Annotated in this window: 12 protein-coding genes; 6 read left to right on the forward strand and 6 right to left on the reverse strand. The window is 60.0% G+C overall.

Going from position 1 to position 14,908, the window contains the following annotated elements; translation table 11 throughout:
- Positions 1-8 precede the first annotated feature (8 nt).
- The 6 genes from NLY33_RS14640 to NLY33_RS14660 all read left to right on the forward strand — a co-directional run bounded on the left by NLY33_RS14640 (position 9) and on the right by NLY33_RS14660 (position 10,115).
- Positions 9-518, forward strand: coding sequence for a DUF6894 family protein (locus tag NLY33_RS14640; protein WP_023696312.1), 510 nt, complete (start codon positions 9-11; stop codon positions 516-518).
- 23 nt (positions 519-541) lie between these two features.
- The gene (locus NLY33_RS14645; RefSeq protein WP_023687850.1) at positions 542-1,162 is read left to right on the forward strand and encodes a cysteine hydrolase family protein; all 621 of its coding nucleotides are present in this window, start codon (positions 542-544) and stop codon (positions 1,160-1,162) included.
- 296 nt (positions 1,163-1,458) lie between these two features.
- Positions 1,459-1,656 (forward strand): hypothetical protein, encoded by a 198-nt coding sequence (locus NLY33_RS29495; RefSeq protein ID WP_156932536.1) that lies wholly within the window; start codon positions 1,459-1,461, stop codon positions 1,654-1,656.
- Between the two features lie 143 nt (positions 1,657-1,799).
- Positions 1,800-2,153, forward strand: a complete 354-nt coding sequence (locus NLY33_RS29500) for a response regulator (RefSeq protein ID WP_352447368.1) — start codon at positions 1,800-1,802, stop codon at positions 2,151-2,153.
- A gap of 164 nt (positions 2,154-2,317) precedes the next feature.
- On the forward strand, positions 2,318-8,029 hold the full coding sequence (locus NLY33_RS14655) for a HAMP domain-containing protein (protein WP_031195793.1): 5,712 nt from the start codon (positions 2,318-2,320) through the stop codon (positions 8,027-8,029).
- Positions 8,030-8,039: 10 nt separating this feature from the next.
- Positions 8,040-10,115: a PAS domain-containing hybrid sensor histidine kinase/response regulator gene (locus tag NLY33_RS14660; RefSeq protein WP_023704642.1), complete on the forward strand. Its 2,076-nt coding sequence runs from the start codon at positions 8,040-8,042 to the stop codon at positions 10,113-10,115.
- Positions 10,116-10,199: 84 nt separating this feature from the next.
- Here NLY33_RS14660 and NLY33_RS14665 read toward each other — a convergent pair whose 3' ends face one another.
- The 6 genes from NLY33_RS14665 to ftsZ all read right to left on the reverse strand — a co-directional run bounded on the left by NLY33_RS14665 (position 10,200) and on the right by ftsZ (position 14,643).
- Positions 10,200-10,628: a GFA family protein gene (locus tag NLY33_RS14665; RefSeq protein WP_081839719.1), complete on the reverse strand. Its 429-nt coding sequence runs from the start codon at positions 10,626-10,628 to the stop codon at positions 10,200-10,202.
- Complete coding sequence (locus NLY33_RS14670; protein WP_023704643.1) at positions 10,621-10,797, reverse strand: PCC domain-containing protein; 177 nt, start codon at positions 10,795-10,797, stop codon at positions 10,621-10,623. Before NLY33_RS14670 ends, NLY33_RS14665 begins: the two co-directional genes overlap by 8 nt.
- Positions 10,798-10,823: 26 nt before the next feature.
- Entirely contained in the window at positions 10,824-11,141 is a 318-nt protein-coding gene (locus NLY33_RS14675; protein WP_023704644.1) for a hypothetical protein, read from the reverse strand.
- Positions 11,142-11,410: 269 nt separating this feature from the next.
- Positions 11,411-12,382 carry an SDR family oxidoreductase gene (locus NLY33_RS14680; protein WP_023668089.1) on the reverse strand — a complete coding sequence of 324 codons (972 nt, stop codon included), beginning with the start codon at positions 12,380-12,382 and terminating at the stop codon, positions 11,411-11,413.
- A 183-nt stretch (positions 12,383-12,565) separates the two neighbouring features.
- Positions 12,566-13,207, reverse strand: coding sequence for a hypothetical protein (locus NLY33_RS14685; protein ID WP_023704645.1), 642 nt, complete (start codon positions 13,205-13,207; stop codon positions 12,566-12,568).
- 455 nt (positions 13,208-13,662) lie between these two features.
- Positions 13,663-14,643, reverse strand: coding sequence for a cell division protein FtsZ (ftsZ, locus tag NLY33_RS14690; protein WP_023702103.1), 981 nt, complete (start codon positions 14,641-14,643; stop codon positions 13,663-13,665).
- Between the last annotated feature and the right edge of the window lie 265 nt (positions 14,644-14,908).

Below are 14,908 nucleotides of genomic sequence, written 5' to 3' on the forward strand. Positions count from 1 at the left end.
AGAGTGTCATGCAAGTCGTTCGGACCGAAGTGGTGAATGCCAGGGCGCCAGACGGGCAGTCGGTTCGCCGGGTGATATTTTGCGGCGAGGGCGGCGACTGCGTTACGGTGGACATGGCAAACGTCGGGATACAAGCTGAAGATGACGTGCTTGCCCGCGCAAAGGCAATCCTGGTCCAGACAGCGACCTTTGATCTCGCAGCCAATGAATATGACGCGAGCAGCAACGGCAATTTCGACCAGGTCGAGATAACCTCTGCAAGCGACGGCGCCGGCGACGTATATGTCTTTGAGTATCGCGATGGCGAAACCAGCCGACGCATACCGCCGTCGAGGATGGCGAGCCTTGAGGCGGCCCGGTCCGAAGCTATCCGCTGCGCAATCGATCTTCTCGCCGACCTGCAGCCTGGCACGGACGCTCTGTCCGGCTGGCTTGTGAGGGTATCCAACGAAAACGGTGAATTGCTTTACACTGTTGATGTGGCTGAGGCCGATGCAGCGCGGCAGGCAGGCCAGTAACCCAAACCCGACGGAATCCACCAGTGGCCGCCCAAGGATTGATTCACGGACCAATAGGCGACGATGGCCTGCATCTGTGCGTCGACATGCAGCGCCTGTTTGCGCCGGGTGGACCTTGGCCCGTGCCGTGGGCTGAAAAGGTGGTCCCGGCGATCGAAGAACTGGTCGCCAGACATGCCAGCCGTACCCTGTTCACGCGCTTCATTCCTGCCGCCCGCCCGGGCGAGGCGCCGGGAATGTGGGCAAACTACTATCGTCGGTGGGCGGAGGTAACCCTTTCCAACATCGATCCGCGCCTGATCGAGCTGATGCCTCAACTTGCACGATTTGTACCGCCGGCGACGGTCGTCGACAAACATGTCTATTCGCCCTGGACCGAGGGGCGGCTCGACGCGCTGCTGAGTGGCTCCGGCGTGCGTGCGCTCGTGATCACCGGTGGCGAAACCGACGTTTGCGTTCTCGCGACCGTGCTTGGCGCCATCGATCGTGGCTTTCGCGTCATTCTCGTCACCGATGCCATCTGCAGCTCTGCCGACCAGACCCATGACGCACTGATGGAAGTATACCATTCCCGCTTCAGTGAGCAGATTGAGGCGGCCAGCATGGCGGAGGTTTTGGAGTGTTGGCCACAACTCACTCGCTGATCTGGGGGGCTTCAAGTGAAAGGGCCGACAATCGTCATTCTGGTCGGGCGGACTGTTTCAGTTGGCGGACGGCACTACAGTGAACCGGAAAACGTATATGAACGGCACGATTGCCTGATCTGGTCGCTCGCGTGAATCAGTGTCTGGAAGCGTACAAAGCCTTGCAGAGCTATCGACAGCGCGGCCAACCGTCATAGAATGAACAGGATACAGCGCCGAAGACTCGATGCCGGCATCTAGCAATCTTTGCGAGACATCCGGCGCCTCTGCCGTCGGCCTTCCGCAGGGAGGATGATGTGCTGAAAACCGAAGTCATTGACCTTGAAACCTATAGCGCAGTCTACGCGGTGATCTCTGGCTATCGCGCTGACGACATTATCTCGACGGCGTTTGCGGTCGATGAATCCGCGCAAGGTTTCCTGAGTGTCGCTGCGACGACGAGGAATTGGTCGGGCTTATGGTCCATGCCATGTCCGGCAAGAAAATTGCCGTGAGCTTCGACCACCGGGTGGAACCGGTCAGGCGGCGTGCTGCGCTGCCGATCGCTTCGGAGAGCAAAGGACCGCGATAATTGGACCACCATAGGTCCGTTGCGATTTTGGAAGACGAGGCGTTTAACGCGCTCGAACTTGAAGACATGTTGCGCGACGCGGGGTTCGACATCGCTGGGGTCTTTTCGTCCTGCGCCGACGCGCTGGAATGGTTCAGGGGCAGTTCTCCCGACATTGTTGTCATGGATATCGGCCTGGCGGACGGGGATTGCGTACGAATAGCTACGTTGCTTGACGCCCGAAACATCCCCTTTGTCGTCCATTCGGCAAGCTCCGCCAATTCGGGTTTTCACGATCCGATCTTCCTTCAAGGACATGGGTCGCAAAGCCTGCCTCGCCTTCCGAGTTGCGCAACGCAATTCATGCCTCTCTGGCAATGGCAAACGGCTATGACGTGTCGTGGTCGGCTGAAGCAGGATAAATCCACAACCGCATCATGAAAATCCGGCGTTCAAACCAAGGCGCAACCGTCGGCCTGGAATTCACGGCACGATGGAACAAAATTGAAGATGCCGCGTTTGGGGTCTTGCGGCGCGATCCACCATTGGCCGCGGGGGCAACTTTATCCGTATAAATCCATAGGGCTGGGAGTGGCGCTGTGACCGTGCAGGCATCCAAGAAGCAATTGGACCGTCGAAGCATCCTGAATTCTCTGAAAGCCTTCCGGCGCGGCGATTTCTCCGTCCGCATCGACAATGTTTATGAAGGCCTCGATTCCGAGATAGCTGAGACTTTCAATGAGATCGCTGACCTCAACGACCAAGTGACGCGCGAGTTCGAGCGCTTGAGCCGGGTCGTCGGCAAGGAAGGGCGGATAGGCGAGCGCGGCCGGGTTCGCAATGCCACCGGCAGTTGGGAATCCAGTGTCCGTTCAGTCAATGATCTCATAGAAGACATGGTTCAGCCAACGGCTGAGGTTGCGCGCGTTATCGGCGCCGTCGCCAAGGGCGACCTGTCGCAGACCATGATGGTCGAAATTGATGGCCGACCGCTGCGTGGCGAATTCCTGCGCATCGGCAAGATCGTCAACACCATGGTCGGCCAGTTGGCCTCCTTCGCCTCCGAGGTGACGCGCGTGGCGCGCGAGGTCGGTACGGAAGGCAAGCTCGGCGGCCAGGCCCGGGTCAAGGGCGTCGCCGGCACGTGGAAGGATCTGACCGACAACGTCAACGCGATGGCCACGAACCTGACCGGGCAAGTGCGCAACATCGCGGAGGTTACGACCGCGGTCGCGTCGGGCGACCTGTCGAAGAAGATCACAGTCGATGTCAAGGGCGAAATCCTAGAACTGAAGAACACCATCAACACGATGGTGGACCAGCTCAATTCCTTCGCTTCGGAAGTCACGCGCGTGGCGCGCGAGGTCGGCACTGAAGGCAAGCTTGGCGGCCAGGCGCGCGTTGAGGGTGTTGGTGGTACGTGGAAGGATCTGACCGACAATGTGAATTCCATGGCCGAGAACCTGACTGGCCAGGTGCGCAACATCGCCGAAGTGACGACCGCGGTGGCTTTGGGCGACCTGTCGAAGAAAATTACGGTGGACGTGAAGGGCGAGATTCTCGAGCTGAAATCCACGATAAACACGATGGTGGACCAGCTGAATTCATTCGCGGGCGAGGTCACGCGCGTGGCACGCGAGGTTGGCACCGAAGGCAAGCTTGGCGGCCAGGCGCAGGTGCGCGGCGTCGCCGGCACCTGGAAGGACCTCACCGACAACGTCAACTCGATGGCCGAGAACCTGACCGGTCAGGTGCGCAATATCGCCGAGGTGACCACGGCGGTCGCGTCGGGCGATCTGTCCAAGAAGATCACGGTCGCCGTGCAAGGCGAAATCCTGGAACTCAAGGACACCATCAACACGATGGTCGACCAACTGAACTCCTTTGCCTCGGAAGTGACGCGCGTGGCACGCGAGGTCGGCACCGAAGGCAAGCTGGGCGGCCAGGCAGAGGTGAGGGGCGTCGGCGGCACATGGAAGGATTTGACCGACAACGTCAATCTCATGGCCGCCAACCTGACTGGCCAGGTTCGAAACATCGCAGAAGTCACCACCGCCGTGGCGCGCGGCGACCTGTCGAAGAAGATCACCGTCGACGTCAAAGGCGAGATCCTGGAGCTCAAGGACACCGTCAACACGATGGTCGACCAACTGAACTCCTTCGCCTCTGAGGTCACGCGTGTGGCCCGCGAAGTGGGATCGGAAGGCAAGCTTGGTGGCCAGGCGCATGTCGAAGGCGTCGGTGGCACCTGGAAGGATCTGACCGACAACGTCAACGCCATGGCCGGCAATTTGACGGTGCAATTGCGCGACGTGTCGAAGGTGGCAACGGCCATTGCGACCGGCGACTTGACCCAGAAGATCACCGTCGACGCGCTGGGCGAGATCTTGCAGATCAAGGACGTCATCAACACGATGGTCGACCAGCTCAATTCCTTCGCTTCGGAAGTGACGCGTGTGGCGCGCGAGGTCGGCTCCGACGGCAAGCTTGGCGGCCAGGCGCAGGTGCGGGGCATAGGCGGCACGTGGAAGGATCTGACCGAAAACGTCAACGCCATGGCAGCCAACCTGACCGGCCAGGTGCGCAACATCGCCGAGGTGACCACCGCCGTGGCGCTCGGGGACCTTTCGAAGAAGATCACCGTCGATGTCCGCGGCGAGATCCTGGAGCTGAAGGACACCATCAACACAATGGTGGACCAGCTCAATTCCTTCGCTTCGGAAGTCACGCGCGTGGCACGCGAGGTCGGCACGGAAGGCAAGTTGGGAGGCCAGGCGCAGGTGCGCGGCGTTGCCGGCACGTGGAAGGATCTCACAGACAATGTGAACTCGATGGCCGAGAATCTGACCGGCCAGGTGCGCAACATCGCCGAAGTCACGACCGCCGTGGCGCGCGGCGACCTGTCGAAGAAGATCACCGTCGATGTGAAGGGCGAAATCCTGGAGCTCAAGTCGACCATCAACACCATGGTGGACCAGTTGAACTCCTTCGCCGGCGAGGTCACCCGAGTCGCGCGTGAGGTTGGCACCGAGGGCAAGCTTGGTGGCCAGGCGCGCGTCGAAGGTGTTGCCGGTACCTGGAAGGACCTGACCGACAACGTCAACCTGATGGCGACGAACTTGACCAATCAGGTGCGCGGCATCGCCGATGTCGTGACGGCGGTCGCGCAAGGCAATCTCAGGCGCAAACTGACGGTCGACGCGAAGGGAGAGATCGCCCTGCTGGCCGACACCATCAACGGCATGATCGAGACGCTTGCCACCTTTGCCGACCAGGTGACCAACGTCGCCCGTGAGGTGGGCATCGAGGGCAAGCTCGGTGGTCAGGCGCGTGTGCCAGGTGCCGCCGGCCTCTGGCGCGACCTCACCGACAATGTCAATCAACTCGCTGCCAATCTGACCACCCAGGTGCGTGCCATCGCCGAGGTTTCGACGGCGGTGACCAAGGGCGATCTTACCCGTTCGATCAGCGTCGAAGCCTCCGGCGAGGTCGCCGCGCTGAAAGACAACATCAACGAAATGATCCGCAATCTGAAGGATCAGACGCTGAAGAATGCCGAGCAGGACTGGTTGAAGACCAATCTCGCCCGGTTTTCGCGCATGCTGCAAGGCGAGCGCGACCTTGCCACCGTCTCGCGGCTCATCATGTCCGAACTCGCTCCTCTGGTGAACGCCCAGTATGGGGTGTTCTACGTCACCAATCGCGACGAGGAGGAATCCTATCTTGAGCTGGCGGCTTCCTATGGCGCCGAGAGCAAAGCTGCCATCAAGCAGCGGCTTGATCTGCGAGAGGGCCTGGTTGGGCAAAGTGCCGCCGACAAGCGCGCCATCATGCTGGACAATGTGCCGCCAGAATTCCTTCGGGTCACATCTGGTCTTGGCAGCGCCTCGCCAGCCAATGTCATCATCCTGCCTGCCCTGTTCGAGGATGAAGTCAAAGCCGTCATCGAGCTCGCCTCGTTCGGCGAGTTTCGTGACACACACCAGTCGTTCCTCAACCAGCTCATGGAATCCGTCGGCATCGTTCTCAACACCATCGCTGCGACGATGCGCACGGAGGGCCTGCTCAAGCAGTCGCAACTGCTGACGTCGGAGTTGCAAGCGCGTCAAACCGAGCTGACAAAAAAGCAGGAAGAGCTGCATGCGACGAACGAGGAGCTGCAGGAAAAGGCGCAGCTGCTCGAGAACGAAAAGAAGCAGGTCGAAAACAAGAATCTCGAAATCGAGATGGCGCGACGCGCGCTGGAGGAAAAAGCCGAGCAACTGGCGCTCACGTCGAAATACAAATCCGAATTCCTGGCCAATATGAGCCACGAACTGCGCACGCCGCTCAATTCGCTGCTCATTTTGTCAAACCTGCTGGCGACCAACCAGCACGGCAACCTCAACGAAAAACAGGTAGAGTTCGCCCGCACCATCAATTCGGCAGGAACCGATCTTCTCAGCCTCATCAACGATATCCTCGATCTGTCGAAGATCGAGTCGGGCACTGTTTCCATCGACATCAACGATATGCCGGTGACGCATCTTCGCCAGCATATGGAACGAACTTTTCGTCAGCTGGCAGCCGACAAGGGACTTGGCTTCACCATCAAGGTCGATCCGGCGCTTCCCGACACGGTCCGCACAGATGAGAAACGCTTGCAGCAGATTGTCCTCAACCTGCTTTCCAACGCATTCAAATTCACCTCGGAAGGCGAGGTCAGCCTGAACTTCCGGGTTGAAAAGGCCGGCCGCCGCAATGGCGCGACGCAGCCGGTGAAGGCTCTCGCGATCGCCGTCACCGACACCGGCATTGGCATTCCAGAAGACAAACAGAAGCTGATTTTCGAGGCCTTCCAGCAGGCCGACGGCACCACCAGCCGCAAGTATGGCGGCACCGGCCTTGGGCTCTCGATCAGCCGCGAGATCGCTCGCTTGCTTGGCGGCGAATTGCGGGTCGAAAGCACGCCGGGCAAGGGGTCGACATTTACCCTCATCATCCCGTTCGACGGCCCCCGCGTGACGACAGTACAGTCGACCTTGGCTCCGGCGGCGGAGGCGGTTGCTGCGACAGCTCTGCTCAGCAGTCCGCCCTCGGCAGAGCTGATCGACGACCGCGATTCAATCCTACCCACCGATCGGATCGTGTTGATCGTCGAAGACGATCCGACCTTTGGCGGGTTGCTGCTTGGCCTCGCCCGGTCGGCCGGGCTGAAAGGCGTTCTGTCGACTGCAGGTTCCGGCACGCTGGCATTGGCCCGCAAGCTCGTTCCCGACGCAATCACACTTGATCTCGGACTTTCGGATATCGATGGCTGGGTGCTTTTCGATCTGCTGCGGCATGACCAGAAGACGAGGGGAATTCCTATCCATGTCATCTCGGGTGCCGAAGACATCGACAGTCTCGCACGCAAGGGGGCGTCCAGCATTTCCACCAAGCCCGTTTCCTCGGACGAGCTGATGAAGGTGTTTCAGGATATCCACTCGAAGAAGCTCCGCGTTCAGCGCCGCGTTCTGGTCGTGGACCCTGACCCGGAGCGGCGTCTGGCTCTGGTCGAGGCAATCCGCGACGGCGTAACGTCGGTCACCGCGATCGGTCGTGTTGCGGCAAATGCAGAAGACGTTGGCCTCGCCTTCTATGATGCCGTCGTGCTCGGCTTTGGACGCTCCGCCAAGGACAACGCAAAGGCGCTGGACGAGATCACCGGCCAATTCGGCGAAGCCTTGCCGCAGCTGCTGTTCTTTACACCTCACCCGGACGCGCTTGAACAGGTACTGGCATTGAACCCGGCCTTGGCGGAAGCACCGCGGGCGGAGAACTTCGCTCAATTGGCGCTGCATATTTCGGCAACGCTGCCGGGAGAAGGTCGCCAAGAGGCCTGGGCAGGAACTGAACACAACGGCAAGTCCGATCTCGCCGGGGCGAAAGTTCTCATCGTCGACGACGACATTCGTAACATTTATTCGCTCACGAGTGTTCTGGAGACCTATGACATACAGGTTCTGCATGCCGAGCGGGGCCGTGATGGCATCGCGCTTCTTGAACAGGCGCCCGATGTCGACGTGGCATTGATCGATATCATGATGCCGGAGATGGACGGCTACGAGACGATGCGGCGGATTCGCGGCACACCGGCGATTGCTCATATCCCGCTGATTTCCGTCACCGCAAAGGCGATGAAGGGGGATCGGCAAAAATGTCTGGATGCCGGGGCTTCCGACTACATCGCCAAACCCGTCGATCTGGATCTCCTGCTGGCGCTGCTTCGTGTCTGGATCGGACGTGCCCGATCCCGTGTCGAGAGCCCGGAAAAAATTCTCCTGGCAGCGAACTGACGGCCGTTCGATGCAAAAGCTGGCAAGAAACAGGGTAAGGAAACTTGAGGTGGCAGCTCTTGCCGAAGGGCCGGCAAGAGCCCGTATCCTGGCGGTGGACGACGATGAGCGCAATCTGCTGGCGATCAGCGAAGTGCTCGCGACTATCGGAGAGGTCATCTGCGCCCAATCGGGCGAAGAGGCTCTGCGCTTTTTGCTGAAAGAGGAGTTCGCCGTCATTCTCCTGGATGTCCTCATGCCAGGGTTGGACGGGTATGAAACGGCCGCACTTATCCGCCAGCGCGAGCAATCCAAGCGCACCCCAATCATCTTCTTGACCGCCATCAACAAGGAGGATGCGCATATGCTGCGCGGCTATGATGCCGGCGCGGTCGACTATGTGTTCAAGCCATTCGATCCGATCATGCTGCGTTCGAAAGTCGCGGTTTTCGTCGAACTCCACGAGAAGACGCTCGAGATCCAGCGCAAGGCGGAGGTCGAGCAGGGACTATTGGCGCAGGCGTTGCAGGCGCACAAGGACAAGCTTCAGGCCGAACGCGCGCTGCGCAGCGCCGAGCAACGGCAGGATGCCATCCTGAATTCGTTGCCGGTCTGCTTTCATGCTCGGGCAGCCGAGCCACCCTTCGCGGCGCGCTTTGTTACGGAGGGCGTCGAGCGCTTGACCGGCTTTGCGCCTGAATACCTGACATCGGATCCGGAGTTCGGTCTCAACCGCGTTCATCCCGACGACCTGCCGCGATTGAAGCAAGCGCTGCTGGCGGCCAAAACCACCGGCTCCTATACGTGCGAGTTCCGCTGGCATTGCGCCAATGGCGAGTATCGCATTTTTCTCGACCAGGGCGTGATGTCGGACGGGTCAGATGGCCGTGAACCGGAAATTATCGGCACATTGCTTGACATCACGGAGCGGCGCGGTCTTGAGGATCAGCTGCTTCAATCCCAGCGCATCGACGCTATCGGCAAGCTAACCGGCGGCCTGGCGCATGATTTCAACAACCTGCTCGCCGCAATTCTCAGTGGGTTAGGGCTGCTTGAACGCCGGGCTACGTTGGATGATCAGGCGCAACAGGTACTCGACCTGACGCGGCGTTCTGCAAAACAAGGCGCTGACCTTGTCGCGCGAATGCTGGCATTCTCGCGGCGCCAGACCCTGAAGCCGGAAGCGGTGCGCCTTGCTGCGCTGGGCGACACGATGAACGGATTGGTGGCGCCCGTGCTGGGGGGGTTGATCCGTTTCGACTGGCAGATCGATGACACGATCTGGCCGGTGCATGTCGATGCAGGCCAACTTGAATTGGCCTTGATGAATCTGGTTTTCAACGCGCGTGACGCCATGCCCTCTGGCGGGACAATAACCGTGCATGCGCAGAATCGATCGATCGGGACGCCAACAGAGGATATTCCGCCGGGCGACTATGTCATGATCGCCGTCAAGGACACCGGATCCGGCATACCCCCCGATCTTGTCGCCAAGGTCGTCGAACCGTTCTTCACCACCAAGCCGGTCGGTAAGGGAACGGGCCTCGGCCTCAGCACGGTCTACGGCTTCATGAAGCAGTCAGGTGGGACACTTCGCATAGAAAGCGTCGTCAACCGCGGAACTACCATGCAACTCTGGCTGCCACGATCGACCGAACAGCCGGTCGATCCTGTGGTGGAACCCGACATTGAACGAGCGTTCGCCGATGCCGGGATGGAGCACCCATCAATCCTCCTGATCGACGACAGCCATGTTTTGCGGCAATTGACCGCCGAGTCCCTTCGCCAGCGTGGTTTCGAGGTGACCTGCGCGGGAGGAGGGGCGGAGGCGCTGGCCATGATGGAGCGCACTCCCGACGAGTTCGACGTCATTATCACCGATTTCGCCATGCCACTCGTATCCGGCGTCGACGTGATCCGCTTCGCGCGCAATTTGCGCTCGGACTGGCCAGCGGTCATGATCACGGGCTATGCCGATGCCCGGGAGATTGCCGATCGGCCAGCCGACGTGCCCTTGCTCGGCAAGCCCTTCCGGGACGAGGATCTGTTCGAAGCGATTTTCCTCGCGATAGAGAATGCGGCCCCCCAAAGGATCAAAACCGGCTAGCGCTTAGGGGTTGTCAACGGTCTGGCCACGTCGCAAAGGGCCGCATTCCTGATCGGCAATCTTGGTCATTCGCTACAGGCGGCGCTACCAGCGTTCCTCGGTGTCGCGGTCCGGTAGGTCTATTCCGCAGCACACCCAACCAAGGCGCTGCGCTGAACCATAGTTGTACCGAGGCTCCAGATGAGCCGGATCATCGAAGGTACCGACGTGCAGCGCGATCTCGGTTGGGGACGCGTCATAGCAAAGGCTGAGCGGCGACCCGCATTCTGGGCAGAAGCCTCTTTGCGCGATCGGCGAAGACCTTCGATATGTTGGCGTTCCGGAATTCCAGGTCAGGCTTTGGCAGGGCATCCAGGCAAGAACTGCAAACGCGCTGCCGGTCGCTCGTCTGCACATATCGCAGTGGCAGTAGTGAACCCTCGGTTCGATCCCGGCGCTGAATCGGATCCTGCCACAGAGACATCCGCCCTTGATGGCCAAGGAGCCGGGTAGGCGCTTGCCAACCTCACGCATTAAGATCGATCAAGGCGGCGCCGAACGCTCCGATCGCAGTCAAAGAGGCACTGCCGAGGTTTTGGTCGGTTGCGAAGGCTGTCAGCGCACCGAAGCCTTCGTCGCCGAGGTCGAGCACGACGACGAAAGTCCTTTGCCCGCTGACCTGATTGACGAGCTTGGGTTTCATGGCGTTCCGAACCTGTTGCGGGGCAGTTAATGGGCATGGTGCTCGGCATTCCGCTTGCGGGTTGCCGCTGCCTTCTTTGCCGATTCCGATCGGCTTTCGGCTGACCGTGAAGCCGATGCCTTGCCGCCGCTTTTCCCACCCTTGTGGGCCGCGGGGTGTCCGGTGTGTTTACCACGACCCGAGCCGCCTTCTTTCTTGCCGCCGCCATCGTCCTTGTTGACGGTCGCCCATGCCCGGCGCTCGGATTCCTTCTCGGAAACACCGCGCTTCTCATAGCCTGCGGCAATGTGGTCGGCTGTGCGTTCCTGTTTGTCGCTGTATTTCGATTTGTCGCCTCGTGGCATGGTCGTTCTCCTGGCTCAATGATGTTTGAACGGTATGCCGGCGGGAGAGTTCCAAGCGGAAATTCAGAAAATTGAAAACGCGAGCGAGGATTTCGACCAACACGGAGCGCTATTGCTCCGGAGCCGTGGCGGGTGCCGTGTAGCGGCGGCGCACGGCACCGATCACGCGTTTCTTGAAGCGATCGAGCGCGGCAAGCGTCTCCCTGGAGACGACGTCTCCGCGTGCCGTCTACTCGGTAGCCCAATGCAACGAAATACGTTCCGCGACCTCAGTAGCCACCGACCACCGGCAGGATCTCTCCCGTGATGTAACTCGAGCAATGCGACGAGGCGAGGAACACGTAAGCCGGGGCAAGTTCTTCCGGTTGCGCTGGCCGTTTCATCGGCGTATCCGCGCCGAATTTCGAGACGTCGTCGGCTTCCTTGTCCGAAGGGTTGAGCGGCGTCCACACCGGACCTGGCGCGACCGCGTTTACCCGGATGCCCTTGCCGACCAGATTGCCCGAAAGCGCTCGCGTGAAGGCATGAATGCCGCCCTTGGTCATCGAATAGTCAACCAGTTGCTTGGAACCGTCGATGCCGGTCACCGAACCGGTATTGATGATCGCGGAGCCCGGCTCCATGTGCGGCACGCTCTCCTGCGCCATATGAAAATAGCCGTAAAGATTGGTCTTCAGCGTCGTGTCGAAATGTTCCTCGGTCAGGTCGTTGAAGTCACTGGAATGGATTTGGAAAGCGGCGTTGTTGACCAGCACGTCGATCCTGCCGAATTTTTCGACCGTCAGCGCCACGGCGTTGCGGCAATGCTCGCGTTCACTGACATCGGCTTTTATCAGTATGCAACGCCGGCCTTCCTTTTCGACGGCGTTTTTGGTCGCTTCGGCGTCCCTGTCTTCACTCAAGTATACGATCGCAATGTCGGCGCCCTCGCGGGCGAACAAGACTGCCACCGAACGGCCGATGCCGGAATCACCACCCGTGATAAGCGCTACCTTGTCATCGAGTTTTTTCGATCCGAGGTAGTAAGGCGCATCGTAGAGCGGAGCGGGCTCGATCGCCCATTCATGCCCCGGTTTGGGTTGATGCTGCTCGGGAAAAGGTGGCTCGGGATATTTGCGGGCGCCGGCTTGCATCGCTTGTTGCATTTTGCCAATGCTCTTCGTCTCGTCTTTGGCGTCGATACCACGCTGGATATGGCGTTGCTTGGCGGCTTCGGCTGAAGTCTGCGACTTAGTCTGCATGGCTTTCTCCTGTGCTCGGAGAACGAACAACGCATGCCGGGCAAAAAAGTTTGCGCAAATATCTCGATCCCGAAAGGGCTCGCCATTGCGAACAGCCTGCGAGGGGCGTGGAGCATTGGTCGTCAATAAGATCGGAATTGCCATGCCGGTGCCGTTCACACAAACACCACATTCATTACCCGCTCAAAGCACGCTCTTTTCAGAGCCATAGGGTTTGGCAATGCGGACCATGCCTTTCGTCCGAAGGCGCTGGTATAAATAGAAAATCGTCATCAAGCCGATTGCTGCTCCAGCACCAAGACACAGCGCGAGCAATAGTTCTGCACCGACACCAAACGCAAGCAGAGTAACGCCCGCCGCAGCGACGATGGCATTTATGAATGCGATCATAGTAGCTGCAGTGGTCAGGTACGCCAGGAGAGGCCCAGTACGAAGAGAAGGTTCGGCGTCATTTTCGGGCCAGCGACCGAATTCCTTGGAAAACTGGAAGGCAGCCTCGTCGCCCAAAGTTCGATAGTAGGCTCTGATCCGGGCAATGCCGATATGGGCCTGCATGTTCTCAGCGGCGATGTCGACCAACCTCAAGACGGTAAAGGCACCCAGTAAAAAGACCGATGGCAGCACAACCGCGACAAACGGCAGGAAGAACTCGGAGGACTGCGTAACAAAGCCCGTTGCCACCAGAGCGCTCGACAGAGCCATAATGTAGATGGTCGTCCGCGACGCCATTTCACTTATGGACGTGCTGATCGCTGTCTGCTGCACGAAATGCTCTGTCGTCAGGGCCGCGAGAAACGAAGCATCGGGTGTCGGCGTGTCAGCCATGGAGTATGCTCCTGTCGGGTCGACCTGAGTTTTTCTTCGATATAGCGCTTGCGAGGCTGGCCGCCACTGGACGCTCCCGACGTCTGACCCATGCCGGTTTTATTGTGCCATATCCAGCGAGCCCGCATCACCGATCAGAAAGGGCCGATCATGTGGTCAGCAGACGCTGGCCATATCGCAGGCGAAATGTCTGCCGCGGTCAATCTGTATGGCCTCCTGTTGGGGATCCGGGTCGAAGCGCATTCGCGGCGCGGTTGCAGTTGGGAGCGGTTCCGCGGCGGCGCTGATGCGAGTTCGCGCATTCGTGGCAGCGGCCTCGAAACAAATTCGGTCTCTAGGCCGGCAACGCGAATTCACCGGCAAGTTCAATGGTGCGGGCTTGCGGGCCGACTTTTCGGTGGCGAAGCCCATGACCACGGTCCACCAGACTCATAAATCAGCAGCCCGGATCCTGCCTACTGCGGTATCTCCAGGCCCTGCCGCAATCCTGTCGCGACGACTGAGACCCTGAATTTTCCGGCGAGTGCCCGGTCGAATATGGCGCCGACGATGATGTCGGCGTCGGCGTCGACCTCCTCGCGGATGCGGGTGGCGGCCTCATCGACTTCGAACAGCGTCATGTCCATGCCGCCCGAGATCGAGACCAGGACGCCCTTGGCGCCGATCATCGAGGCTTCGTCGAGAAGCGGGTTTGCTATCGCCGCTTCGGCGGCCTTCCTGGCGCGGTCCTCGCCCGTGGCTTCCCCGGTACCCATCATTGCGCGACCCATGTCGCGCATCACCGACTTCACGTCGGCGAAGTCGAGATTGATCAGCCCCTCCTTGACGATGAGATCGGTTATGCAGCCGACGCCGGAATAAAGGACGCGATCAGCCATGGCGAAGGCGTCCGCGAAAGTCGTCTTTGCGTCGGCGATCCTGAAGAGGTTCTGGTTCGGAATAACGATCACGGTATCGGCGCATTCGCGAAGCTGCTCGATGCCCTCTTCGGCGGCTTGCATGCGGCGCTTCCCTTCGAAGGTGAACGGCTTGGTGACGACGGCCACGGTCAGGATGCCGGCTGCCCGTGCAGCGTTCGCTATGACGGGCGCGGCACCGGTTCCAGTTCCGCCTCCCATGCCGGCGGTCACGAAGCACATATGGGTTCCCGCAAGGTGGTCCCTGATCTCGTCGATCGATTCCTCGGCTGCCGCGCGGCCGACCGCGGGCAGCGACCCGGCGCCCAGGCCTTCCGTGACATGGGCACCCAGCTGGATCAGCCGCGATGCTTTCGACATGGTCAGTGCCTGGGCATCGGTGTTGGCGACGATGAACTCCGCACCCTGCAGATTTTCGGCAATCATGTTGTTGACCGCGTTGCCGCCGCCACCGCCCACACCAATGACGGTTATCTTCGGCCGCATTTCCGAGATGACGGGCCTTGCCGCGGTGCTCATCGTCTTGTCTCCTTGGAATTGATCGACAAAAAAGTTCCCGGAACGCGCCGCTTGAACACGCCAGGTGCAAGAATCAGGTTCTATCGCCTTGGCACAGGGAATCAGAGGGTGAACTTTGCGGCAAGACAAGATGTGGGACTTGTACCATATACGCCTGAACGAGCCGACCTTTTGGACGAGTCTCCAGCCAATTTCCGGAATTGGCCCGGCTTCTGGCCAGCGAAAATCCACAATCCGGGATCCAACCCCTTCAAGCTTCACGCGC

It is taken from the genome of Mesorhizobium sp. C432A (genome assembly GCF_030323145.1).
Lineage (GTDB): Bacteria > Pseudomonadota > Alphaproteobacteria > Rhizobiales > Rhizobiaceae > Mesorhizobium.

What these genes read in the sequence shown, in the direction of transcription:
- NLY33_RS14675 (WP_023704644.1), bottom strand. Translation starts at nt 11,141, where the DNA reads ATGCCACGAGGCGACAAATCGAAATACAGCGACAAACAGGAACGCACA.
- ftsZ (WP_023702103.1), bottom strand. Translation starts at nt 14,643, where the DNA reads ATGAGCACCGCGGCAAGGCCCGTCATCTCGGAAATGCGGCCGAAGATA.
- NLY33_RS14640 (WP_023696312.1), top strand. Translation starts at nt 9, where the DNA reads ATGCAAGTCGTTCGGACCGAAGTGGTGAATGCCAGGGCGCCAGACGGG.
- NLY33_RS14660 (WP_023704642.1), top strand. Translation starts at nt 8,040, where the DNA reads ATGCAAAAGCTGGCAAGAAACAGGGTAAGGAAACTTGAGGTGGCAGCT.
- NLY33_RS14680 (WP_023668089.1), bottom strand. Translation starts at nt 12,382, where the DNA reads ATGCAGACTAAGTCGCAGACTTCAGCCGAAGCCGCCAAGCAACGCCAT.
- NLY33_RS14670 (WP_023704643.1), bottom strand. Translation starts at nt 10,797, where the DNA reads ATGAAACCCAAGCTCGTCAATCAGGTCAGCGGGCAAAGGACTTTCGTC.
- NLY33_RS14685 (WP_023704645.1), bottom strand. Translation starts at nt 13,207, where the DNA reads ATGGCTGACACGCCGACACCCGATGCTTCGTTTCTCGCGGCCCTGACG.
- NLY33_RS29500 (WP_352447368.1), top strand. Translation starts at nt 1,800, where the DNA reads ATGTTGCGCGACGCGGGGTTCGACATCGCTGGGGTCTTTTCGTCCTGC.
- NLY33_RS14665 (WP_081839719.1), bottom strand. Translation starts at nt 10,628, where the DNA reads ATGCGTGAGGTTGGCAAGCGCCTACCCGGCTCCTTGGCCATCAAGGGC.